The sequence below is a fragment of the Pseudoxanthomonas sp. PXM04 genome, from assembly GCF_014851695.1.
Classification (GTDB): Bacteria; Pseudomonadota; Gammaproteobacteria; order Xanthomonadales; family Xanthomonadaceae; genus Pseudoxanthomonas_A; species Pseudoxanthomonas_A beigongshangi.
Genome location: NZ_JACVAG010000007.1, coordinates 1 through 20,623 on the forward strand (window position 1 = coordinate 1; position 20,623 = coordinate 20,623).

Annotated in this window: 30 protein-coding genes and 1 pseudogene; 30 read left to right on the top strand and 1 reads right to left on the bottom strand. The window is 65.0% G+C overall.

From position 1 onward, the window contains the following. The 30 genes and pseudogenes from IB228_RS16360 to IB228_RS16505 form a co-directional block, all read left to right on the top strand. Positions 1-127 (top strand): annotated as a pseudogene (locus tag IB228_RS16360) (elongation factor Tu); the annotation flags it as partial. 566 nt (positions 128-693) lie between these two features. Next, on the top strand, positions 694-1,005 hold the full coding sequence (gene rpsJ, locus IB228_RS16365; RefSeq protein ID WP_022968186.1) for a 30S ribosomal protein S10: 312 nt from the start codon (positions 694-696) through the stop codon (positions 1,003-1,005). Between the two features lie 11 nt (positions 1,006-1,016). Continuing rightward, positions 1,017-1,670, top strand: a complete 654-nt coding sequence (gene rplC, locus IB228_RS16370) for a 50S ribosomal protein L3 (RefSeq protein WP_183638685.1) — start codon at positions 1,017-1,019, stop codon at positions 1,668-1,670. An 11-nt stretch (positions 1,671-1,681) separates the two neighbouring features. Then, complete coding sequence (rplD, locus tag IB228_RS16375; protein WP_141455881.1) at positions 1,682-2,287, top strand: 50S ribosomal protein L4; 606 nt, start codon at positions 1,682-1,684, stop codon at positions 2,285-2,287. Continuing rightward, positions 2,284-2,580, top strand: a complete 297-nt coding sequence (gene rplW, locus IB228_RS16380) for a 50S ribosomal protein L23 (protein WP_141455882.1) — start codon at positions 2,284-2,286, stop codon at positions 2,578-2,580. The genes rplD and rplW overlap by 4 nt, the downstream gene beginning before the upstream one ends. An 11-nt stretch (positions 2,581-2,591) precedes the next feature. Next, positions 2,592-3,419, top strand: coding sequence for a 50S ribosomal protein L2 (gene rplB / locus IB228_RS16385; protein WP_141455883.1), 828 nt, complete (start codon positions 2,592-2,594; stop codon positions 3,417-3,419). A gap of 6 nt (positions 3,420-3,425) precedes the next feature. Beyond that, positions 3,426-3,701 (top strand): 30S ribosomal protein S19, encoded by a 276-nt coding sequence (gene rpsS, locus IB228_RS16390; RefSeq protein WP_183638682.1) that lies wholly within the window; start codon positions 3,426-3,428, stop codon positions 3,699-3,701. A 12-nt stretch (positions 3,702-3,713) separates the two neighbouring features. Further along, positions 3,714-4,049: a 50S ribosomal protein L22 gene (gene rplV / locus IB228_RS16395; protein WP_079724420.1), complete on the top strand. Its 336-nt coding sequence runs from the start codon at positions 3,714-3,716 to the stop codon at positions 4,047-4,049. Positions 4,050-4,051: 2 nt separating this feature from the next. Next, positions 4,052-4,786 (top strand): 30S ribosomal protein S3, encoded by a 735-nt coding sequence (rpsC, locus tag IB228_RS16400; protein ID WP_141455884.1) that lies wholly within the window; start codon positions 4,052-4,054, stop codon positions 4,784-4,786. Between the two features lie 2 nt (positions 4,787-4,788). Further along, a complete protein-coding gene (rplP, locus tag IB228_RS16405; RefSeq protein ID WP_183638680.1) occupies positions 4,789-5,202 on the top strand; it encodes a 50S ribosomal protein L16 in 414 nt (137 codons plus the stop codon). Further along, positions 5,202-5,387, top strand: a complete 186-nt coding sequence (rpmC, locus tag IB228_RS16410; RefSeq protein ID WP_141455886.1) for a 50S ribosomal protein L29 — start codon at positions 5,202-5,204, stop codon at positions 5,385-5,387. Before rplP ends, rpmC begins: the two co-directional genes overlap by 1 nt. A 12-nt stretch (positions 5,388-5,399) precedes the next feature. Next, positions 5,400-5,666, top strand: a complete 267-nt coding sequence (gene rpsQ, locus IB228_RS16415) for a 30S ribosomal protein S17 (protein WP_183638678.1) — start codon at positions 5,400-5,402, stop codon at positions 5,664-5,666. Positions 5,667-5,681: 15 nt separating this feature from the next. Continuing rightward, complete coding sequence (rplN, locus tag IB228_RS16420) at positions 5,682-6,050, top strand: 50S ribosomal protein L14 (RefSeq protein ID WP_013535986.1); 369 nt, start codon at positions 5,682-5,684, stop codon at positions 6,048-6,050. Between the two features lie 15 nt (positions 6,051-6,065). Continuing rightward, positions 6,066-6,383, top strand: a complete 318-nt coding sequence (gene rplX, locus IB228_RS16425) for a 50S ribosomal protein L24 (protein WP_141455888.1) — start codon at positions 6,066-6,068, stop codon at positions 6,381-6,383. Between the two features lie 11 nt (positions 6,384-6,394). Next, the gene (gene rplE, locus IB228_RS16430; RefSeq protein ID WP_141455889.1) at positions 6,395-6,937 is read left to right on the top strand and encodes a 50S ribosomal protein L5; all 543 of its coding nucleotides are present in this window, start codon (positions 6,395-6,397) and stop codon (positions 6,935-6,937) included. 20 nt (positions 6,938-6,957) lie between these two features. Further along, positions 6,958-7,263, top strand: a complete 306-nt coding sequence (gene rpsN, locus IB228_RS16435) for a 30S ribosomal protein S14 (protein ID WP_183638676.1) — start codon at positions 6,958-6,960, stop codon at positions 7,261-7,263. 198 nt (positions 7,264-7,461) lie between these two features. Further along, positions 7,462-7,860: a 30S ribosomal protein S8 gene (gene rpsH, locus IB228_RS16440; protein ID WP_141455891.1), complete on the top strand. Its 399-nt coding sequence runs from the start codon at positions 7,462-7,464 to the stop codon at positions 7,858-7,860. Positions 7,861-7,872: 12 nt separating this feature from the next. Beyond that, on the top strand, positions 7,873-8,400 hold the full coding sequence (gene rplF / locus IB228_RS16445) for a 50S ribosomal protein L6 (protein WP_183638674.1): 528 nt from the start codon (positions 7,873-7,875) through the stop codon (positions 8,398-8,400). A gap of 29 nt (positions 8,401-8,429) precedes the next feature. Beyond that, positions 8,430-8,786: a 50S ribosomal protein L18 gene (rplR, locus tag IB228_RS16450; RefSeq protein WP_183638672.1), complete on the top strand. Its 357-nt coding sequence runs from the start codon at positions 8,430-8,432 to the stop codon at positions 8,784-8,786. 153 nt (positions 8,787-8,939) lie between these two features. Further along, positions 8,940-9,482 (top strand): 30S ribosomal protein S5, encoded by a 543-nt coding sequence (gene rpsE / locus IB228_RS16455; protein ID WP_141455894.1) that lies wholly within the window; start codon positions 8,940-8,942, stop codon positions 9,480-9,482. Continuing rightward, positions 9,475-9,666 (top strand): 50S ribosomal protein L30, encoded by a 192-nt coding sequence (gene rpmD, locus IB228_RS16460; protein ID WP_055941302.1) that lies wholly within the window; start codon positions 9,475-9,477, stop codon positions 9,664-9,666. The genes rpsE and rpmD overlap by 8 nt, the downstream gene beginning before the upstream one ends. Next, on the top strand, positions 9,666-10,109 hold the full coding sequence (gene rplO / locus IB228_RS16465) for a 50S ribosomal protein L15 (protein ID WP_181444278.1): 444 nt from the start codon (positions 9,666-9,668) through the stop codon (positions 10,107-10,109). The genes rpmD and rplO overlap by 1 nt, the downstream gene beginning before the upstream one ends. A gap of 7 nt (positions 10,110-10,116) precedes the next feature. Further along, entirely contained in the window at positions 10,117-11,469 is a 1,353-nt protein-coding gene (gene secY / locus IB228_RS16470; RefSeq protein WP_183638670.1) for a preprotein translocase subunit SecY, read from the top strand. A gap of 354 nt (positions 11,470-11,823) precedes the next feature. Continuing rightward, positions 11,824-12,180, top strand: a complete 357-nt coding sequence (gene rpsM, locus IB228_RS16475) for a 30S ribosomal protein S13 (protein ID WP_055943298.1) — start codon at positions 11,824-11,826, stop codon at positions 12,178-12,180. A gap of 12 nt (positions 12,181-12,192) precedes the next feature. Beyond that, positions 12,193-12,585 (top strand): 30S ribosomal protein S11, encoded by a 393-nt coding sequence (gene rpsK, locus IB228_RS16480; protein ID WP_055941307.1) that lies wholly within the window; start codon positions 12,193-12,195, stop codon positions 12,583-12,585. Between the two features lie 14 nt (positions 12,586-12,599). After that, positions 12,600-13,226, top strand: a complete 627-nt coding sequence (rpsD, locus tag IB228_RS16485) for a 30S ribosomal protein S4 (protein ID WP_141455897.1) — start codon at positions 12,600-12,602, stop codon at positions 13,224-13,226. A gap of 54 nt (positions 13,227-13,280) precedes the next feature. After that, positions 13,281-14,279 (top strand): DNA-directed RNA polymerase subunit alpha, encoded by a 999-nt coding sequence (rpoA, locus tag IB228_RS16490; RefSeq protein ID WP_141455898.1) that lies wholly within the window; start codon positions 13,281-13,283, stop codon positions 14,277-14,279. A 204-nt stretch (positions 14,280-14,483) separates the two neighbouring features. Beyond that, positions 14,484-14,855: a 50S ribosomal protein L17 gene (gene rplQ, locus IB228_RS16495; RefSeq protein ID WP_183638668.1), complete on the top strand. Its 372-nt coding sequence runs from the start codon at positions 14,484-14,486 to the stop codon at positions 14,853-14,855. Positions 14,856-15,070: 215 nt separating this feature from the next. Then, positions 15,071-15,586 carry a disulfide bond formation protein B gene (locus IB228_RS16500; RefSeq protein ID WP_183638666.1) on the top strand — a complete coding sequence of 172 codons (516 nt, stop codon included), beginning with the start codon at positions 15,071-15,073 and terminating at the stop codon, positions 15,584-15,586. Between the two features lie 55 nt (positions 15,587-15,641). Further along, positions 15,642-17,036 carry a 3-deoxy-7-phosphoheptulonate synthase class II gene (locus tag IB228_RS16505; protein WP_192199236.1) on the top strand — a complete coding sequence of 465 codons (1,395 nt, stop codon included), beginning with the start codon at positions 15,642-15,644 and terminating at the stop codon, positions 17,034-17,036. 7 nt (positions 17,037-17,043) lie between these two features. On the opposite strand, the gene IB228_RS16510 is transcribed toward IB228_RS16505, so the two are convergent. Further along, complete coding sequence (locus tag IB228_RS16510) at positions 17,044-20,574, bottom strand: EAL domain-containing protein (protein ID WP_192199237.1); 3,531 nt, start codon at positions 20,572-20,574, stop codon at positions 17,044-17,046. Positions 20,575-20,623 lie beyond the last annotated feature (49 nt).

A 20,623-nucleotide genomic window follows, 5' to 3' on the forward strand; every position in this document is an offset into this window, starting at 1 on the left:
GGGCGACAACATCAAGATGACCGTGCAGCTCATCAACCCGGTGGCGATGGACGAAGGTCTGCGTTTCGCCATTCGCGAAGGCGGTCGTACCGTCGGCGCCGGCGTCGTGGCCAAGATCATCAAGTAATGAATCGACGGGGCGGGCCGAAAGGCCCGCCCCGTTTTGTCGGTTCTTTTCCTGGCGAAAGCCGGGGCCATTGAACCGGCAAGGCCAGAAGTACCCCGGCGGGGCAGGGATTCCAGCCTCCGCCGGTCTCCGGTAATAAAAATTCGCCGGATTTGCTGCAAACCAGCAAAAACATCGCTATAATGCGCGCCCCCAGATGGCCCAGCCATCCCGGGATATCGCAATACCCGCGCCGGTTCCCCCTGGGAGGTATGCCGGCGCTACCGCGAAAAGAAGCGCAGGGAGTGCTTCGTGTTCGCCAGACAAGGAGAGTCGCGTGCCTGCCGCCCGGTTTCAGGGGTGGACGCCCCGCTATTGACGGGGCCAGTCATGCGTCCTATACTTTTCTGTCTGGGCGGGCCGGTTTACCGGCCTGCCCAGTTTTTCAGGATGAAACCCCAGGCCGCTCAGGCTCACCGTGACCGCGCTTTCCGGCGGTTCCGGAACGGGGCTGAACGTCTGGACCCTACCGGGGCAAGGCATCCCAGAAGCCGCGCCCGTCGCTCTTTAACGAAGGAAATTCCGTCATGGCGGACCAAAAGATCCGAATCCGGCTCAAGGCGTACGATCATCGCTTGATCGACCGCTCGGCCAGCGAGATCGTTGAGACGGCCAAGCGAACCGGCGCGCAAGTGCGCGGCCCGATCCCGCTGCCGACCAAGATCGAACGCTACACCGTCCTGGTTTCCCCGCACGTCGACAAGGACGCCCGCGACCAGTACGAAACCCGCACGCACAAGCGTGTGCTCGATATCGTCGACCCCAACGACAAGACCGTGGACGCGCTGATGAAGCTCGAACTCGCGGCCGGCGTCGACGTCCAGATCAAGCTGACCTGAGGCCAACGACCATGACCGCGAAGAAGTATTCGTTGGGAATCGTCGGCCGCAAGGCCGGCATGACCCGCGTGTTCACCGAGGACGGCAAGTCCATTCCGGTGACGCTGATTGAAGCCACCCCCAACCGCATCACCCAGATCAAGACCCAGGAAACCGACGGCTACAGCGCTGTGCAGGTTGCCGTCGGCACCCGCCGTGCGTCGCTGGTCACCAAGCCGGTCGCTGGCCACCTGGCCAAGGCCAAGGTCGAAGCCGGTCGTGGCCTGTGGGAACTGCGCGTCGAAGCCGACAAGCTGGGCGACTTCACCGTCGGCGGCGAAATCAAGGCCGACATTTTCGAAGTGGGCCAGAAGGTCGACGTCCAGGGCGTGACCAAGGGCAAGGGCTTCCAGGGCACCATCAAGCGCTGGAACTTCACCATGGGCGACGCCACCCACGGTAACTCGCTGTCGCATCGCGCGCCGGGTTCGCTGGGCCAGCGCCAGACCCCGGGTCGCGTTTTCCCGGGCAAGAAGATGTCCGGTCACATGGGCGCGGTGCAGCAGAGCACCCAGAACCTTGAAGTGGTTCGCGTCGATGCCGAGCGCGGCCTGATCGCTGTCCGCGGCGCCGTTCCGGGTGCTGCCGGTGGCGACGTGATCGTGCGTCCGGCTAGCAAGGCTTAAGGAGAACGACAATGGAACTAGCCATTACAGGTAGCGCCAACAAGCTGTCGGTTTCCGACGCCGTGTTCGGTCGTGAATTCAGCGAAGATCTGGTCCACCAGGTCGTCGTTGCCTATCGCAATGCCGGTCGTGCCGGTACCAAGGCGCAGAAGACCCGCGCCGAAGTCAACGGCACCACCAAGAAGTCGAAGAAGCAGAAGGGCGGTGGTGCCCGTCACGGTGCGCTGACTGCGCCGATCTTCGTCGGCGGCGGCGTGACCTTCGCAGCGAAGCCCCGCAGCTTCGACCAGAAGGTCAACCGCAAGATGTACCGCGCGGCCATCTGCGCGATCCTGTCGGAGCTGAACCGCCAGAACCGCCTGATGGTGGTGGATGCGTTCGACCTCGACACCACCAAGACCAAGACGCTGATCGAAAAGCTGAAGGGTCTGGAAGTCGGTCAGCGTCCGCTGATCGTCACCGAAGACGCCTCCGAGCATCTGTACCTGTCCGCCCGCAACCTGCCGTATGTGGAAGTGCGCGACGTGCAGGGCCTGGATCCGGTCGCCCTGGTGGGCGCCGACAGCGTCGTCGTCACCGCCGATGCCGTCAAGAAGATCGAGGAGTGGCTGGCATGAGCAACGAGAAAATCTTCAGCGTGCTGCGTGCTCCGCGTGTCTCCGAGAAGACGGCGCGCCTGCAGGAAGTTTCCAACCAATACGTCTTTGAAGTTTCGAACGACGCCACCAAGGCCGATGTGAAGGCCGCCGTGGAAAAGTTGTTCGACGTCAAGGTCGAGGCAGTCAATGTGGTCAACGTGAAGGGCAAGAACAAGTCCTTCCGTTTCCGCAACGGCCGTCGCGGCGACTGGCGCAAGGCGTACGTGCGTCTGGCCGAGGGCCAGGCTATCGACGTAACGGCCAAGGCCTGAGGTAGACCCACATGCCATTGATGAAATTCAAGCCAACCTCCGCCGGCCGCCGTTCCGCGGTCCGCGTGGTGACGCCGGACCTGCACAAGGGTGCCCCGCATGCTGCGCTGCTTGAAAAGCAGAGCAAGACCGGCGGTCGCAACCACCACGGCCGCATCACCACCCGCCACATCGGCGGTGGCCACAAGCAGCATTACCGCATCATCGACTTCAAGCGCGACAAGGAAGGCATCCCGGCGCGCGTTGAGCGGATCGAATACGATCCGAACCGCACCGCGCACATCGCGCTGCTGTGCTACGTCGATGGCGAGCGCCGCTACATCATCGCCCCGAAGGGCCTGAAGGCCGGTGACCAGGTCATCGCCGGCAGCGACGCGCCGATCAAGGTCGGCAACACGCTGCCGCTGCGCAACATCCCGGTCGGTACCACCGTGCACGGCATCGAGCTGAAGCCGGGCAAGGGCGCCCAGATCGCCCGCGCCGCCGGTGCTGCCGTGCAGCTGGTTGCCCGCGAGCAGGGCTTCGCCACGCTGCGCCTGCGCTCGGGCGAAATGCGCAAGGTGCAGGTCGAGTGCCGCGCCACCGTCGGCGAAGTCGGCAACGACGAGCACAGCCTGGAAAAGCTGGGCAAGGCCGGTGCCAAGCGCTGGCGCGGCGTCAAGCCGACCGTCCGCGGTGCGGCCATGAACCCGGTTGACCACCCGCACGGTGGTGGTGAGGCCAAGGCCGGCCAGGGCAACCCCCATCCGGTCACCCCCTGGGGTGTGCCGACCAAGGGTTACAAGACGCGCAAGAACAAGCGCACTCAGCAATTCATCGTCCGCGATCGTAGGGGCTAATCGACCATGGCACGTTCACTCAAGAAGGGCCCGTTCGTCGATCACCACCTCATCAAGAAGGTGGAGGCCGCGGGCGGCAGCAAGAAGCCGATCAAGACCTGGTCGCGCCGCTCGATGATCCTGCCGGAAATGGTGGGCTTCACGATCGCCATCCACAACGGCAAGAACCACGTTCCGGTGCTCGTCAACGAGAACATGGTTGGCCACAAGCTCGGCGAATTTGCCGTCACCCGTACCTTCAAGGGCCACGGTGGCGACAAGAAAGCCGGCGGGAAGAAGTAAGGAGAGATGACCATGGAAGCGAAAGCCATCCTGCGCACCGCGCGCATCTCCCCGCAGAAGGCCCGCCTGGTTGCTGACCAGGTGCGTGGCCTGTCGGCCGAACGCGCCGTCAACCTGCTGAAGTTCTCGGACAAGAAGGCCGCCCACCTGATCAAGAAGGTGGTCGAGTCCGCTATCGCCAACGCCGAGAACAACCAGGGTGCCGACGTCGACGAGCTGAAGGTCAAGACCATCATGGTCGACGAAGGTCCGGTGCTGAAGCGTTTCATGGCCCGTGCCAAGGGCCGTGGTACCCGCATTCTTAAGCGCACCAGCCACATCACCGTGGTCGTGGGCGAGGGCAAATAAGTATGGGTCACAAAGTTCATCCGACCGGAATCCGCCTGGGCATCGCCAAGGACTGGAATTCCAAGTGGTTCGCCAACAAGCGCGACTACGCCGACTACCTGGCCGCCGACCTCAAGGTGCGCGAAATGCTGCGCAAGAAGCTGGCGCAGGCGGGCATCTCCAAGATCCTGATCGAGCGTCCGGCCAAGACCGCCCGCGTGACCATCCACACCGCCCGTCCGGGCGTGGTGATCGGCAAGCGTGGTGAGGACATCGAGAAGCTGCGCAAGGAAGTCAGCGACCTGATGGGCGTTCCGGCGCACATCAACGTCACCGAAGTCCGCAAGCCGGAACTGGACGCGCAGCTGGTGGCCGAGTCGATCGCCCAGCAGCTGGAGCGCCGCATCATGTTCCGCCGCGCCATGAAGCGTGCGGTCGGCAACGCGATGCGCCTGGGCGCCCTGGGCATCAAGGTCAATGTCGCTGGCCGCTTGAACGGCGCCGAAATCGCCCGTTCGGAGTGGTACCGCGAAGGTCGCGTGCCGCTGCACACCCTGCGTGCGGACATCGACTACGGCTTTGCTGAAGCCAAGACCACCTACGGCATCATCGGCATCAAGGTGTGGGTCTACAAGGGCGAAATCTTCGATTTCAGCCAGGTGGGCCAGGAAAAGCAGGACGACACGCCGCGCGCCGAACGCAATGAGCGCAGCGACCGTCCGCGTGGACCGCGCCGTGATCGCGAGGCGAGGGAATAATCATGTTGCAACCCAAGCGAACCAAATTCCGCAAGATGCACAAGGGCCGTAACGACGGCCTGAGCTGGAACGGCAACCTCGTCAGCTTCGGCGAGTACGGCCTGAAGGCCACGGCGCACGGTCAGCTGACCGCGCGCCAGATCGAGGCGGCCCGCCGCTCCATCAGCCGTTACGTCAAGCGTGGCGGCAAGATGTGGATCCGCGTGTTCCCCGACAAGCCGATCACCAAGAAGCCGATCGAAGTCCGAATGGGCTCCGGTAAGGGCAACGTGGAGTACTGGGTCGCCCAGATCCAGCCCGGCCGCATGATTTATGAAATCGAAGGCGTCAGCGAGGAAATCGCGCGCGAGGCGTTCCGCCTGGCCGCGGCCAAGCTGTCCGTCACCACCCAATTCGTGACCCGGACGGTGCGCTAATGGAACTCAAGCAACTCCGCGAGAAGTCGGCTGACGAACTGAAGGCCCACCTGACCGATCTGCGCAAGGAGCAGTTCTCCCTGCGCATGCAGAAGGTCACCGGCCAGCTGCCGAAGACCCATGAAACCCGCCGGGTTCGCCGCGAGATCGCTCGCGTCAAGACCCTGCTTGGCGGCAAGAAGTAAGGAGCGCCCGAGATGAGCGATAACAAAGACAAAGCGCAACGCACCATCGAAGGCCGCGTCGTCAGCAACAAGATGGACAAGACCGTCACCGTGCTGGTGGAGCGTCAGGTCAAGCATGCCCTGTACGGCAAGTACATTCGTCGTTCCACCAAGCTGCACGCGCACGACGCGGACAACAGCTGCAAGGAAGGCGACGTGGTGCGGGTGACCGAAATCGCCCCGATGTCCAAGACCAAGAACTGGCGCGTGGTGGAAATCATCACCCGCGCGGCTGAATAAGAGGAGATCTGAATCATGATCCAGATGCAGAGCTACCTTGACGCGGCCGACAACTCCGGCGCCAAGGAACTGATGTGCATCAAGGTGCTGGGCGGCTCCAAGCGCCGTTACGCCGGCATCGGCGACATCATCAAGGTGACCGTCAAGGACGCCATCCCGCGTGGCAAGGTCAAGAAGGGCGAAGTCTACGATGCCGTGGTCGTGCGCACCCGCAAGGGCGTTCGTCGCCCGGACGGTTCGCTGATCCGCTTCGACGGCAACGCCGCCGTGCTGCTCAACAACAAGCAGGAGCCGATCGGTACCCGCATCTTCGGGCCCGTGACCCGCGAGCTGCGTTCCGAGAAGTTCATGAAGATCGTTTCGCTCGCGCCTGAAGTGCTCTGAGCGGAGGACATAGAAATGGCAAACCGTATCAAGAAGGGCGACCAGGTGGTCGTCATCGCCGGCAAGGACAAGGGCAAGAAGGGCGACGTGGTGCGCGTGGACGGTGACCGCGTGGTCGTCTCCAACGTCAACGTCGTCAAGCGCCACACCAAGCCGAATCCGCAGGCGGGCATCGCCGGCGGCGTGGTCGAGCGTGAATCCTCGATCCACATTTCGAACGTCGCGCTGTTCAACCCGGCCACCGGCAAGGGCGAGCGTATCGGTTTCAAGGTCCTGGAGGATGGACGCAAACTGCGTGTGTTCCGCTCCAGTGGTGAGGCGCTCGACGCCTGAGGAATGAGGTCATGACCACCCGTCTCGAAAAAATTTACAAGGAAGAAGTGGCGCCGGCTCTGATGAAGAAGTTCGGTTACACCAATCCGATGGAAGTCCCGAAGATCACCAAGATCACCATCAACATGGGTGTGGGTGAAGCGGCGACCAACAAGAAGATCCTGGAAAACGCCGTGGCCGACCTGGCCAAGATCAGCGGCCAGAAGCCGATCACGACCAAGTCCCGCATTTCGGTGGCTTCGTTCAAGATCCGCGACGGCTGGCCGATCGGCTGCAAGGTGACTCTGCGTCGCGCCAAGATGTACGAGTTCCTGGACCGCCTGATCAACATCTCGCTGCCGCGCGTGCGTGACTTCCGCGGCGTGTCGGGTCGTTCGTTTGACGGCCGCGGCAACTACAACATGGGCGTGAAGGAACAGATCATCTTCCCGGAAATCGACTTCGACCAGGTCGACGCGCTCCGCGGCATGGATATCGCCATCACCACGACCGCCAAGAGCGACGCCGAAGCCAAGGCGCTGCTGGAAGCGTTCAAGTTCCCGTTCCGCAACTGATATCGCGAGGAATACCACACATGGCCAAGACCTCAATGGTGAACCGCGATATCAAGCGGGCCAAGCTGGCGAAGAAGTACGCCACCAAGCGCGAAGCGCTGAAGAAGATCATCTCGGGCACCACCGCTTCCTATGAAGAAAAGATGGAAGCCGTGACCAAGCTGCAGAAGCTGCCGCGCGACTCGTCGCCGTGCCGCGAGCGCAACCGCTGCGAGCTGTCCGGCCGTTCGCGCGGCGTCTACCGCAAGTTCGGCCTCGGCCGCAACAAGCTGCGCGAAGCCACCATGCGTGGCGACGTGCCGGGCCTGCGCAAGGCCAGCTGGTAAGCCATCCGGCCTCCCGGGCACGCCCCGGGATGGCCAGAATCCAAGTCCGGCACATGCCGGACTTGTTGCTGTACAATTGCCGGTTCCCGCGGCCCGCCGCGGACCGGGGCCCCGTCGGGGCCGCCACCTGGGGCTTCCAGGCACAACCCAAGATTTTCGCGAAAGCGGATATCGGTGCTACTCAAAAGGCATTTACTTATGAGCATGACTGATCCCATCGCCGACATGCTGGTCCGCATCAAGAATGCGGCCGCGGTCGGCAAGCAGACGGTGAAGATGCCGTCCTCCAAGATCAAGGCCTCGATCGCCAACGTCCTGAAGTCGGAAGGCTACATCGCCGACGCGCGCGTGACGAAGACGGAAAACAACAAGGCCGAGCTGGAAATCGTCCTGAAGTACTTCGAAGGCAAGCCGGTCATCGAGAAGCTGTCGCGCGTGTCCCGTTCGGGCCTGCGCCAGTACCGTGGCAAGGCCGAGCTGCCGAAGGTCCTCGGCGGCCTGGGCGTCGCCATCATTTCCACTTCCAAGGGCATCATGACCGATGCGCAGGCGCGCCAGCAGGGCGTCGGCGGTGAAGTCCTGTGCTTCGTGGCCTAACGGAGTAAGCCAATGTCCCGTGTAGCCAAAAAGCCGATTGCCCTGCCCAAGGGCGTTGAAATCAATCTCCAGGCGGAAACGCTGACCGTCAAGGGCCCGAAGGGCACCCTGGCGATCACCAAGCCCGCCGGCGTCGAAGTGAAGATCGAGAACGGCGTTGCCAACCTGGCGCCGGAAGCCATCGAGCACGACGCCATCACCGGTACCATCCGCGCCATCCTCGCCAACATGGTGAAGGGCGTGTCCGAAGGTTTCGAGCGCAAGCTGGAACTGGTCGGCGTGGGTTACCGTGCCGCGATGCAGGGCAAGGATCTGAGCCTGTCGCTCGGCTTCTCGCACCCGGTCGTGTTCAAGGCGCCGGAAGGCATCACCATCGCCACCCCGACCCAGACCGAAATCCTGGTCCAGGGCGCGGACAAGCAGCGCGTGGGCGAAGTCGCCGCCAAGATCCGCGGTTTCCGTCCGCCGGAGCCCTACAAGGGCAAGGGCGTGAAGTACTCCGACGAGACCATCATCCGTAAGGAAGCGAAGAAGGCGTAAGCACGCCTTCGGCTTCGAGGAACCAGATCATGAGCATCAAGAACACCGCCCGCCTGCGCCGCGCCAAGTCGACCCGTGCGCACATCCGCGAACTGGGTGTGCCGCGCCTGTCCGTCCTGCGTACCGGCCAGCACATCTACGCCCAGCTGTTCACCGCCGACGGCGCCAAGGTCATCGCTTCGGCGAACACCCTGCAGTCCGACGTGAAGGATGGCCTGAAGAACGGCAAGAACAGCGACGCCGCCGCCAAGGTCGGCAAGCTGATCGCCGAGCGCGCCAAGGCCGCGGGCATCGAGAAGGTGGCCTTCGACCGTTCCGGTTACCGCTTCCATGGCCGCATCAAGGCCCTGGCCGACGCGGCCCGCGAAGGCGGCCTGCAGTTCTAATCTTGAAAGGCATGGGGGCGACCCCATGCCTTGACCTGCCGGCGCGGGCTGCGCCGGGCGCCCCGGTCCTTGTGTGACCGGAAGCGTGGCAACGAAGTACTCCACAACCATAAGTGGCCAAGCCACAAATCCACATCAACCAAGGATTTCGAAATGGCAGAACAACGTGAACCGCGGGGTCGTGATCGCGACCGCAACCGCGAAGAGAAAGTCGACGACGGCATGATCGAGAAGCTGGTCGCGGTCAACCGCGTCAGCAAGACCGTCAAGGGCGGCCGCCAGTTCACCTTCACCGCGCTGACGGTGGTGGGCGACGGCGCCGGCAAGATTGGTTTCGGCTACGGCAAGGCGCGCGAAGTGCCGGTCGCCATCCAGAAGTCGATGGAGTATGCCCGCAAGAACATGTCCAACGTCGACCTGAACAACGGCACCCTGTGGCACCCGGTCAAGGCCGGTCACGGCGCGGCGCGCGTGTTCATGCAACCGGCGTCGGAAGGTACCGGCGTGATCGCCGGCGGCGCGATGCGCGCCGTGCTGGAAGCGGTCGGCGTGAAGAACGTGCTGGCCAAGGCTGTCGGTTCGCGCAACCCGATCAATCTGGTGCGTGCCACCCTGAAGGGCCTGAACGATATGCAGTCGCCCACCCGCATCGCGGCCAAGCGCGGCAAGAAGGTGGAGGAACTCCTCAATGGCTAACGAGTCCAACAAGACCGTCAAGGTCCGCCTGGTGCGCGGCCTGCGTGGCTCCCAGTCCCGCCACCGCCTGTCGGTGAAGGCGCTGGGCCTGAACAAGCTGAACGATGTGCGTGAACTCAAGGACAGCCCGCAGGTTCGCGGCCTGATCGCCAAGGTCCACTACCTCGTCAAGGTCGAGGAGTAATCATCATGCGTCTGAATACGTTGAAGCCCGCCGAGGGCGCCCGCGCCGAACGCACCCGCGTTGGCCGCGGTATCGGTTCCGGCCTGGGCAAGACCGCCGGTCGCGGTCACAAGGGTTCCTTCGCCCGTGCGGGCAAGGGCAAGATCAAGGCGAAGTTCGAAGGCGGCCAGATGCCGCTGATCAAGCGTCTGCCGAAGGTCGGTTTCCGCTCCAAGCTCAAGCAGGACACCGCGGAAGTGCTGTCCTACCAGCTGGACAAGCTGGAAGCCGGCGAGATCGACTTCGCCGCGCTGCGTGCCGCCAAGCTGGTCCCCAGCACCGCCAAGCGCGCCAAGATCGTCAAGAAGGGCGAACTGACCAAGAAGTTCGTGCTGAAGGGCGTGCTGGCCACCGCAGGTGCCAAGGCGGCTATCGAAGCCGCCGGCGGCAGCGTGCAGGAGTAAGTGACGCATGGCGCAGGGTAATGCCGCCAGCGCGCTGGCAGGCGCAGGCAAGTTCACCGAACTCCGCCAGCGCCTGCTGTTCGTGCTGGGTGCCTTGATCGTCTATCGCATCGGCTGCTACGTGCCGGTGCCGGGCGTCAATCCCGACGCCATGCTCGCGATGATGCAGAACCAGGGCGGCATCGTGGACATGTTCAACATGTTCTCGGGTGGCGCCCTGCATCGCTTCAGCATCTTCGCGCTGAACGTGATGCCGTACATCTCGGCGTCGATCGTGATGCAGCTGGGCGTGCACATCTTCCCCAGCCTGAAGGCGATGCAGAAGGAAGGCGAGTCCGGCCGCCGCAAGATCACCCAGTACTCGCGCATCGGCGCGGTGCTGCTGGCGGTCGTGCAGGGCGGCAGCATCGCCGTCGCGCTGCAGAACCAGGTCGCTCCGGGCGGCGTGCCGGTGGTGTATGCACCGGGCCTCGGCTTCGTCCTGACCGCCGTGGTGGCACTGACCGCCGGCACCATCTTCCTGATGTGGCTGGGCGAGCAGGTGACCGAGCGCGGCGTCGGCAACGGCGTGTCGTTGATCATCTTCGCCGGCATCGTCGCGGGCCTGCCGGGCGCCGTGCTGACCACCCTGGAAGCCTTCCAGGCCGGTACGCTCAGCGCCATCTCGCTGATCATCATCGTGCTGGTGGTCTTCGGCTTCACCTTCTTCGTGGTGTTCGTGGAACGCGGCCAGCGCCGCATCACGGTGAATTACGCACGCCGCCAGGGTGGCCGCAGCGCGTACATGAACCAGACCTCGTTCCTGCCGCTGAAGCTCAACATGTCCGGCGTCATCCCGCCGATCTTCGCCTCCAGCATCCTGGCCTTCCCGGCCACGCTGGCGATGTGGTCCGGCCAGAACGGCGCGACCACCTGGTTGCAGCGCATCTCGCAGGCGCTGGCGCCGGGCGAACCGCTGCACATGATCGTGTTCGCGGCGATGATCATCGGCTTCGCGTTCTTCTACACGGCGCTGGTGTTCAACTCGCAGGAAACCGCCGAAAACCTGAAGAAGTCGGGCGCGCTGATTCCGGGCATCCGTCCGGGCAAGGCGACGGCGGATTACGTCGACGGTGTACTGACCCGCCTGACCGCGGCCGGCTCGCTGTACCTGGTGGCGGTCTGCCTGCTGCCGGAAGTGATGCGGACCCAACTGGGCACTTCGTTCTACTTCGGCGGCACCTCGCTGCTGATCGTGGTGGTGGTGGTGATGGACTTCATCGCGCAGGTCCAGGCGCACCTGATGTCGCACCAGTACGAAAGCCTGTTGAAGAAGGCAAATTTGAAGGGTGGTTCCCGCGGCGGACTTTCGCGCGGATAATCGCTCCCCTGGCGCGGAAGCCTTCCGCGCGGCCGGCCCGAGAGGACCGGACCAACCAAAAGGGCGGCCCGGGCGGCGATCTCGCGCACGGGTGTGAAGCCGCCGGTCCCGCGCCAGAGTAGCGCGGGCGGGGCAGGGCCCCGGGGGAAACCCCGGAAGCCCGGCACCAGGCAGCTTCCGGCGCCGGAGCATGGGCACACTCCCCATGCCGGGCTTCGTGCCGACCCCTGGTCGGCGCGGGCTTCCCAGTAACCCGAGATCTTGCTAAAATTTCCAGTTCACTCCGTCCGTCTGCCCGTTTTCCTTGCCGGAAGGCGGCCTGCCGGGCCATCAAACACAGTTGGAGACCGCGTCATGGCGCGTATTGCAGGTGTCAACCTGCCTGCCCAGAAGCATGTCTGGGTCGGTTTGCAAAGCATCTACGGCATTGGCCGTACCCGTTCCAAGAAGGTCTGCGAAGCCGCTGGCGTCGCATCGACCACCAAGATCCGCGACCTGTCGGAGCCGGAAGTCGAGCGCCTGCGCGCCGAAGTCGGCAAGTACGTGGTCGAGGGCGACCTGCGCCGTGAAGTCGGCATCGCGATCAAGCGCCTGATGGATCTGGGCTGCTATCGCGGTCTGCGCCATCGCCGCGGCCTGCCGCTGCGCGGCCAGCGCACCCGCACCAACGCCCGTACCCGCAAGGGTCCGCGCAAAGCCATCAAGAAGTAAGGGGCGACCATCATGGCCAAGCCAGCTGCTGCCAAAGTCAAGAAGAAGATCAAGCGCGTCATCACCGACGGCGTCGCCCACGTCCACGCTTCTTTCAACAACACCATCGTCACCATCACCGATCGCCAGGGCAATGCGCTTTCCTGGGCGACCTCCGGTGGTGCCGGTTTCCGTGGTTCGCGCAAGTCGACCCCGTTCGCTGCACAGGTCGCCGCCGAGAAGGCCGGCCGAGCCGCACTGGATTACGGCGTGAAGTCGCTGGAAGTCCGCATCAAAGGCCCGGGTCCGGGCCGTGAGTCGGCCGTTCGTTCGTTGAACAACGTCGGCTACAAGATCACCAACATCATCGACGTGACGCCAATCCCGCACAACGGGTGCCGTCCGCCGAAGAAGCGTCGCGTCTAAGGGGGCGATAAGAAATGGCTCGTTATATCGGTCCTACCTGTAAGCTCGCGCGCCGCGAAGGCGCCGACCTGTCCCTGAAGAGCCCGGCCCGCGCGCTGGACTCCAAGTGCAAGCTGGAGCAGAAGCCCGGCCAGCACGGTGCCGCCCGCAAGGGCAAGCTGTCCGACTACGCCACCCAGCTGCGCGAAAAGCAGAAGGTCAAGCGTATCTACGGTCTGCTGGAGCGCCAGTTCCGCAACTACTACAAGAAGGCCTCGACCAAGAAGGGCAACACCGGCGAGAACCTGCTGCAGTTGCTGGAAACCCGCCTGGACAACGTGATCTACCGCATGGGCTTCGCCGTGACCCGTCCGGCCGCCCGCCAGCTGGTCTCGCACCGCGGCGTGCTGGTCAACGGCAAGCCGGTCAACCTGCCGTCCTACCAGGTCAAGGCCGGTGACGCGATCGCCCTGTCGGAGCGTGCCCAGAAGCAGCTGCGCGTGCAGGAGTCGCTGACCCTGTCCGAACAGCTCGACCTGAGCCCGTCCTGGATCGAAGTCGACGCGAAGAAGTTCAGCGGCGTGTTCAAGGCCGTGCCGGAACGTTCCGACCTGCCTGCGGACATCAACGAAGCGCTGATCGTCGAGTTGTACTCGAAGTAATTCATTCACGCACCCCCGATGCCCCCGTCGGGGGTTTGCAGGAGACAAAGCAACATGACGGGTATCACTCAGCAAGTGCTGCGCCCCCGCGGCCCGCAGATCGAGCGTCTGACCGACAACCGCGCCAAAGTGGTCATCGAACCGCTGGAGCGTGGTTACGGCCATACGCTCGGCAATGCGCTGCGCCGCGTGCTGCTCTCCTCGATTCCCGGCTTCGCGATCACCGAAGTCGAGATCGACGGCGTGCTGCACGAATACAGCACCATCGAAGGCCTGCAGGAAGACGTGCTGGAAGTCCTGCTGAACCTCAAGGATGTGGCCATCCGCATCCACACCGGTGATTCCTCGACCCTGACCCTGAGCAAGCAGGGTCCGGGCGTGGTGACCGCCGCCGACATCAAGACCGATCACAACGTCGAAATCCTCAATCCGGACCTGGTCATCTGCAACCTGACCAAGGACACCGCGATCAACATGCGCCTGAAGATCGAGCGCGGTTTCGGCTACCAGCCGGCGGCTGCCCGCCGTCGTCCGGATGAAGAGACCCGCAGCATCGGTCGCCTGGTGCTGGACGCCTCGTTCTCGCCGGTCCGCCGCGTCGCCTACGCCGTGGAAGCCGCGCGCGTGGAGCAGCGTACCGACCTGGACAAGCTGGTCCTGGACATCGAGACCAACGGCACGATCGACGCCGAGGAAGCCGTGCGCACCGCCGCCGACATCCTCAGCGACCAACTGTCGGTGTTCGGCGACTTCACCCACCGCGACCGCGGCGCGGCCAAGCCGGCCAGCAGCGGCGTGGATCCGGTGCTGCTGCGTCCGATCGACGATCTGGAGCTGACCGTGCGTTCGGCCAACTGCCTCAAGGCCGAGAGCATCTACTACATCGGCGACCTGATCCAGAAGACCGAAGTGGAGCTGCTCAAGACCCCGAACCTCGGCAAGAAGTCGCTGACCGAGATCAAGGAAGTCCTGGCGCAGCGTGGCCTGTCCCTGGGCATGAAGCTGGAGAACTGGCCGCCGGCCGGCGTCGCCCAGCACGGCATGCTCGGCTAAGCCGCACGCAGTCATCGCAATACCCCGCGCCTCCGGGCGCGGGTGGTTTCACCAGAGCAACAACGTCGACGGGCCTGAAGGTTCGCGACGGTTTCCGGCCAGGGAGCACAGGCCGGTTCGGGCCATCCGCAGTCCAAGTTCCAACGCCAGGAAGGCGACAACGACGTCCAACAGCTTCAACATTCATCATCAGGAATCAAAACCATGCGCCACCAGAAAGCCGGCCGCAAGTTCAGCCGCACCAGCGCCCATCGCGAAGCGATGTTCAGCAACATGGCTGCCTCGCTGATCAAGCACGGCCTCATCCGTACCACCCTGCCCAAGGCCAAGGAACTGCGCCGCGTCGCCGAGCCGCTGATCACCCTGGCCAAGGTCGACGGCGTCGCCAACCGCCGCCTCGCCTTCTCGCGCCTGCGCGACAAGGAAGCCGTCGGTACCCTGTTCACCACCCTCGGCCCGCGCTACCAGTCCCGTCCGGGCGGTTACCTGCGTATCCTCAAGTGCGGTTTCCGCGCTGGCGACAATGCGCCGATGGCCTACGTGGAACTCGTGGACCGTCCGGAAGCGGCCGAGTAATCCGCCGTCCCGCAGGACCCCGAAAGACCCCGGCGATGCCGGGGTTTTTTGTGTCCGGAGGATCCGGCCCCGGCGATGGGAACGGAATGCGGATTCCCCGCCGGCGTGCCGTCCTTGGGGAGGAGGCCGCGAAGGGAATCGCTGGTAACCAGGTGGAATTTGTTTTTGGCCTTCACACGGCGATAATGCGCCTTACCCGTCCGCAGCGAGCTTTCATGAACCCGTTCCGCTGGTCGTTCCGCGCGCAGTTTCTCCTTGGCTTCGTCATCTGCGCCGGCCTGTTGGGCTATGCGCTGTATCTGGAGCATGTCCAGGGGCTGATTCCCTGTCCGCTGTGCACCTTCCAGCGCGGTGCGTTCGCGCTGCTGGCGCTGGTGTTCCTGCTGGGTGGCCTGCACTCGCCGAAGGCGGCGGGCGGGCGCGGCTTCTACGGCATCCTCGGACTGGCGGCGGCCGGGCTGGGCATCGGTATCGCCGGACGTCACGTCTGGCTGCAGGGCCTGCCGCCGGATCAGGTGCCGGCCTGTGGCCCGGATCTGGCCTACATGATGGAAGCCTTCCCGATGGGCGACGTGCTGAGGCAGGTCCTGACCGGCTCCGGCGAATGCGCCAAGGTCGACTGGGCCTTCCTGGGCCTGTCGATGCCGGGCTGGGCGTTGGTCTGGTTCGTGCTGCTGGCCCTGTGGGCGCTGTTCGCCGCGTTCAAGCGGCGCAAGTCGCGCTACTACTGAGGTTTGACGCGGCGCACCATTCTGTCACCATGGTGGACCGCACGAGGAATCCCCCATGAGTTCCCCCGATCGCAATCTCCGCGCCGTCAGCCTGCCCGCGAACTGGGCGCCCGACAGTTGGCGCGAACGGCCGGCGGTGCAGATGCCGACCTATCCCGACGCCGCGGAGCTCGCGTCGGCGCTGGCCGAACTTCGGCAGTTGCCGCCGCTGGTGACGTCGTGGGAAATCTTCGCGCTGAAGAAGCAGCTGGCCGAGGCGCAGGAAGGCAAACGCTTCCTGTTGCAGGGTGGTGACTGCGCCGAGAGTTTCAGCGACTGCGAATCGGGACTCATCTCCAACCGGTTGAAAGTCCTGCTGCAGATGAGCCTGGTGCTGGTGCATGGCCTGCGCCTGCCGGTGGTGCGGGTGGGACGGTTCGCCGGCCAGTACGCCAAGCCACGTTCGGCCGACAACGAGACCCGCGACGGGACCACGCTGCCCAGCTACCGCGGCGATCTGGTCAACCGGCCGGAGTTCACCGCGGAGGCGCGGATCCCGGATCCGCGCCGGATGATCAAGGCGCATGCGCGTTCGGCGATGACGATGAATTTCGTGCGCGCGCTGATCGACGGCGGTTTCGCCGACCTGCACCATCCGGAATACTGGAACCTGAGCTGGGTGGGCTACTCGCCGCTGGCGGCCGAGTACCAGGACATGGTGCGCTCGATTGGTGACGCCGTGCGCTTCATGGAGACCCTGTCCGGATCCGAAGTCCACAATCTCAATCGCATCGATTTCTATACCTCGCACGAAGCGCTGCTGCTGCCGTACGAGGAAGCGTTGACCCGTGAAGTGCCGCGCCAGTGGGGCTGGTTCAACCTGAGCACGCACTTCCCGTGGATTGGCATGCGCACCGCGGCGGTCGACGGCGCGCATGTGGAGTACCTGCGCGGCGTACGCAATCCGATCGCCATCAAGGTGGGGCCGTCGGTCTCGCCCGATCAACTGCTGCGCCTGATCGATGTGCTGAATCCGGAAGACGAGCCAGGCCGCTTGACCTTCATCCACCGCATGGGCGCGACCCAGATCGCCGAGAAGCTGCCGCCGTTGCTGGAAGCGGTCCGCCGCGACGGCCGGCGCGTGCTGTGGGTCTGCGATCCGATGCACGGCAATACCGAGAGCACTTCCAACGGCTACAAGACCCGTCGGTTCGACAACATCCGGGGCGAGGTCGAGCAGTCATTCGATCTGCACGCCGCGGCCGGAACCCGGCTGGGAGGCGTGCACCTGGAACTGACCGGCGAGGACGTCACCGAATGCACCGGTGGCGCGCGCGAACTGACCGACGCCGACCTGGAGCGCGCATATCGCTCGACCGTGGATCCACGTCTGAACTACGAGCAATCGCTGGAAATCGCGATGTCGATCGTGCGCAAGCAGAACCAGCTGGCGTCGCCGGCCGAGCGCTGAGCCCGACTCAGGACCAGTGCGCGTGCATCCCGCGCGCCGGTTGCGGAATGAACCATGAAGGCTCGCCTGCGAACAGGCGGGCGAAATCGGCCGCCGGAACCGGAGGGCTGAACAGGTTGCCCTGCAATTCGTCGCATCCGTTGGCCACCAGCCACGCCAGCTGTGCCTGGGTCTCGACGCCCTCGGCGACCGTGCGGCACTGGAGCTGACCGGCGAGGCCGATGATGGCGCGGGTGATCGCGCCCTGGTTGGCCTCGGTGACGTCGCGCACGAACGACTGGTCGATCTTGAGCACGTTGAAGCCGTAGTTGCCCAGGTAACTCAGGCTGGAGAAGCCGGTGCCGAAATCATCGATGGCGATGCGCACGCCCAGCGCCTTGAGCGCGCGCAGGACGCGGTCGGTGCGCTGCACGTCGCGCATCAGCGTGGTTTCGGTGACTTCCAGTTCCAGGTACTCGGCGGGCAGGCCGCTTTCCCCGAGCGCGGAGACGACGGTGTCCACCAGCGTATCGGTGTCGAAGTTGGCGGCGGCGACATTCACCGAAACCCGGATCGGCGGCAGGCCCATCTGCTGCCACTGCCGGCTCTGTCGGCAGGCGGCGCGGATGGCCCATTGGTCCAGATCGACGATGAGGTTGGTTTCCTCGGCGATCGGCAGGAATTCGCCGGGCAGCATCAGCCGCTCGCCGCGCTTCCAGCGCACCAGTCCTTCGACGCCGACGATGCGGCCGGTGCGGCGGTCGATCTGCGGCTGGTAGTAGAGGGTCAGGTCGCCGTTGCGCAGACTGCGGCGCAGGCTGCTTTCCAGCTCGATGCGCGCGTCCACGCTCGACGCCAGTTCGCGGGTGTAGAAACGGAACGCATTGCGGCCGTTGCGCTTGGCCAGGTACATCGCCGCGTCGGAACGCATCATCAGGGTGGGCGCATCGTAGCCATCCTCGGGGAACAGGCTGACGCCGATGCTGAAGGCCTGGTGCAACTCGTGCGAGGCCACCGTGTAGGGCGTGCCGCCGATCGCCAGCAATCGCTCTGCGATCAGCGCGACGCCGTCGCGGTTGACCATGTTGTCCAGCAGCACGACGAACTCGTCGCCGCCGGTCCGGTAGACCGTGCCCAGGTTGCCGATGTTACGCTGGATCCGCTTGGCCACCTGCTGCAGCAGTTGATCGCCGATGTGGTGGCCCAGCGCGTCGTTGACGTGCTTGAACAGATCCAGATCGATGAACAGCACCGCGACACTGGTGCCGCGATGGGTGGCGTTGGCGATCGACTGCGCCAGCGCCTCGTTGAGCTGGAGGCGGTTGGGCAGGGTGGTCAGCGAGTCGTGATGCGCCAGATAGGCCATGCGCGCGCTGAGCGTGCGCTCCTCGGTGATGTCGCGCAGGACCATGACCGATCCCATCAGGCTGTCGTCGTGCCCATGCAGGGGCGAGACGGAGCGCTTCACCAGCATCCGTCGGCCGTCCCGCCGAGCCAGTTCCAGATCACCCGGCACTGAAACCGGCGCACCGGTTTCGCCTTCTTCCGCGGATTCGGCGACGGACCGCAATGGCAGCACTTTCTCCAGCGCGAGGCCGACGGCCTCCTGCAGCGTCCAGCCACCGATCGCTTCCGCCGCGGGGTTCATGTAGGTGACGCGGCCTTCGGTATCGACCGTGACCACCGCCTCGCTGATCGAGGACAGGGTGACCTCGGCGCGCTCGGTGGCGTCGTGCAGCGCGCTTTCCAGCTGTGCCTTGTCGGTGATGTCGATCACCATCACCAGGAAACCGTTCACCGCGCCGTCGTCGCCGATGTCGGGTGTGTAGTAGACGTGCATCCGGCGCGGGCCGGAGGGCAGGGTGAAGGATGTCTCGAAGTCGACATCGCGGCCGGAGAGCACGGCGTCGATGTAGGGCTTGCGGCGCGCGTAGTGCTCTTCACCCAGCATCTCGCGAATCGGCACGCCCGGCGAGTACGGGCGTTGCCAGATCGGCAGCTCCTGGCAGGCGCGGTTGAAGAACACCGTGCGTTCCTGGCGATCGTACTGGGCGATCATCGCCGGCAGCTTGTCGGTGATGCGCTGCAGATGATCGCGGGCGAGCGAAATTTCGCGCTGCGCGCGCTTCTGCTCGCTGGTGTCGGTGGCCATCAGGTACCAGCCGGCGATGGTCCGGTCGGGGTCCACGTCCGGCACCAGATAAGCCTGGACCGGGCGTTCCGGGTCGCCGATGCGGGTCTCCCACACCGCGCCGTGATCCGGAGTGCTTTCCTCCAGCGCCCGGCGCAGATCGGCCAGGAACGCGGGATTGCCGGCATGGACTTCCTCGATGGTGCGATCCGTCCAGGGCGCCTGGTCGCCGAACCAGTCGCGGGTGGCCCGGTTGGTGAAGCCGTAGCGGCGATCCCGGCCCACGTAGGCGATCAGCGCCGGCAGGTGATCGGCGACCGCATCGAGCAAGGCGCGGCTGCGGTGCTCCGCGCGTGCCAGGCTGCGCAGCAGGAGGAACATCAGCACGCCGAAGGCCAGGCCGCAGAGCGTCAGTGCCGCAATGGGCAGCAGGCCGGGAATGGCGACGCGCGCGGGGGCCGAAAACAAGGTCAGTTCCCAGGCGCCGCCGAGGAAATCCAGGTTGCGGGTGTAGTGGAAAGCCGGCTCCATGTCGGTGCCGTACCGCGCGCGCAGATTGGCGCGTTCGAACACCAGCATCGGAGGGGCGCCGGGCGCGCGGACGAGCAGGCGCAGATCGAGCGGATCTCCGCCGCCGGTTTCGCCCGCGACTTCCTGCATCACCTGGGCCCAGCCGAATCCCGCCGTCGCAAAGCCGCGCAGGTGCGCGCGGCGCAATGCCGCATCGGCCTCCAGCGGCATCGCGGCGTCGTAGACCGGCGAATAAAGCAGGAAGCCGGGACGTCCGGAATCGCCGCGCGAACTGTCGGCCAGGGCGATCCGTGGGGCGATGCTCAGTTGTCCGCTGTCACGGGCCCGCTGCATGGCCACGCGCCGGTCAGGTTCGGCGAACACGTCCTTGCCCAGCAGCGGCAGCATGCCGTCCCGTTCGGGGTAGACCAGGTCGAGCACCACGTATTCGTCGCGCGCGCCGTCGGGATGCAGACGGAATGCCGGCCCGTGGATTTCGCGCTGGCGGGCCAGATAGGCGGGTAGCTCGGCCGCCGCCACCCGGCGCGCGAAGCCCAGGCCATGCACGCCGGTGGGCTGGTTGGGAATCCGCAACCGGCGGGCGAAGGTCTGGAAGCCGGCGCGATCCAGACCCGGCTGCGCCTCCAGCACGGCCGCGGCGGCGCGCACCGTGTCCTCGTAGGCATTCATGTGGGTGGCCAGCGCGGTGGCCATGGCTTCGGCCCGCGCATGGAAGCGCGCGCCGGCGCCGGCCCGCGCCTGCTGCCAGGCCATCACCCCGAACCACAGCGACAGCAGGAAGGACAGCACCAGCACGCCCCATGCCAGCCGGTCCAGGCGCCGCCGGCGCTCTGCGGCGGCGAAGCGGGAGCTGCCCAGGGCACGCAGTTCCGAGGCGCGTTGCGGATCGAGCTCCATCAGCGTTCTGGTCGGGTGGCCGCGCGGACAGTTGGGGCCATGCTACGCC